A 1,627-nucleotide genomic window follows, 5' to 3' on the forward strand; every position below is an offset into this window, starting at 1 on the left:
CCACCGTGTGCGGGCACGGCCCGATCCCCTGCGTCGTCCCCACGGCCAGGGCCCAGACCGCCGCCGTGCTCACGAACCGGCCAGCGCGATCAGCCGGACCGCCAGGTCGCTGAACGGCCCGTCGTCCGTCTCGTTCCCGATCAGTCCGCGCAGCAGCGCGGCCAGGTCCTCGTCGCGGGACGCGGCGACGGCGACGAGCGCGGCGAAGTCCTGCACCAGCTGCACCTCCAGCTCCTCGCGCGGCACCCGCCGCCCGTCCAGCCAGATCAGCGCCGTCGACTCGACGAGCGAGATCCAGGACCGCACGACGAGCTCCAGCCGGGCCGGCGCCGGGCCCTCCACCCCCATGTGCACCAGCATCTGCTCGTACGCCGACTGCCGTACCGAGTCGACCAGCGCGTTGGTGGCCGAGGAGCCCACGGCCGGACCACCGCGCATCAAGGCGGCGAACCCGGGGCCGTGACTGTCGACGAAGTCGAAGAACCGGGCCATCACCCGCCGCAGCCGGGATCCCAGCGGACCCTCGTGCGGTTCCGCGAACCGGGACGCCAGGTCCTCCGCGGCCCGTCGCAGCGCCGCCTCGTACAGGCTGAGCTTGCCGGGGAAGTAGTGGTAGACCAGCGGGCGCGAGATGCCCGCACGCGACGCTATCTCGTCGATGGAGACCTCGTCGGGAGAGCGTCGGCTGAACAGTTCGAGGGCTACGCCGATCAACTGCTCCCGTCGCTCCTCGACTCCCATCCTGCGACGTACCCCGGTGGCCATGCGAACACCCTACCGACCGGTTCCTGCCTCGAGCTGTCCGGACCAGCACCTGGACTTCACCCGGTCGTCACGACCCGCCGATCGTCCGCCCGTTCTCCAGTCCGCCCGCGAGGTCCGCGCGCACCCCGGCTGTCCTCGGGCAGTCCGGCGGGGAGTGCGTCGACGGCGGCCCGGAAGGCCGCGGCGTCCTCCTCGGCGTAGGTGCCGGGGCCGGCCCATGCGCCGGTCGCGTGGTCTTCCCGATCGGTGTTCATCGCGTGACCTCCGTACGCGCGTCCGGGAATCGGGCCGGAATTGAGCAGAGCGGGTTCCCCAGCCGTATCGAGGGCGGAGAGCCCCCCTGCCGGGGCTCCGTGCGGCGTGTCGCCGTCACAATGTCGTCGTCAAGGACCGGAGGAACAACATGAGGGTGACCCGACCGATGCTCGCGCTGACCGGCGCGGTGGCGGCCCTGGCACTGGCGGGCTGCGGATCCGGCGGCGGGGACCAGGTTCCGCCCACAGCGACCGGGAGCCTGGAGCACCTGGCCGCCGAGGTGAAGTGCGAGCCGAACATGCAGACCGATGCCGACACCATCCGCCAGGCGCTGTGCGAGAAGGGCAAGGAGAGGTACGTCCTCGCCACCTTCGCCACCGACCGCGGCCAGCGTGAGTGGCTCAACACGGCCAAGGACTACGGCGGCTACTACCTCGTGGGCCGCAAGTGGGTGGCCGTCGGTCACGAGGACCTGGTCGCACAACTGCGGGGACGGCTGGGCGGAACCGTGGAGGAGGGTACGGACCACAGCGGCGGCGGGCACGGTGATTCGCATGCGGCCGGCCACGGCGACTGACCGCGGGACCCACGCGGGAGGGAGGGCCGG

Annotated in this window: 3 protein-coding genes; 1 reads left to right on the forward strand and 2 read right to left on the reverse strand. The window is 72.0% G+C overall.

Translation table 11 applies throughout. The features are described 5' to 3' along the window. Nucleotides 1-69: 69 nt before the first annotated feature. The gene (locus B9S61_RS38850) at nt 70-765 is read right to left on the reverse strand and encodes a TetR/AcrR family transcriptional regulator (RefSeq protein ID WP_103546392.1); all 696 of its coding nucleotides are present in this window, start codon (nt 763-765) and stop codon (nt 70-72) included. 56 nt (nt 766-821) lie between these two features. Further along, the gene (locus B9S61_RS38855; RefSeq protein WP_103546393.1) at nt 822-1,019 is read right to left on the reverse strand and encodes a hypothetical protein; all 198 of its coding nucleotides are present in this window, start codon (nt 1,017-1,019) and stop codon (nt 822-824) included. A 149-nt stretch (nt 1,020-1,168) separates the two neighbouring features. On the opposite strand from B9S61_RS38855, the gene B9S61_RS38860 reads away from it, so the two are divergent. Next, entirely contained in the window at nt 1,169-1,597 is a 429-nt protein-coding gene (locus tag B9S61_RS38860) for a hypothetical protein (protein WP_103546394.1), read from the forward strand. Nucleotides 1,598-1,627 lie beyond the last annotated feature (30 nt).

Source organism: Streptomyces sp. SM1 (assembly GCF_002910825.1).
Classification (GTDB): Bacteria; Actinomycetota; Actinomycetes; order Streptomycetales; family Streptomycetaceae; genus Streptomyces; species Streptomyces okerensis.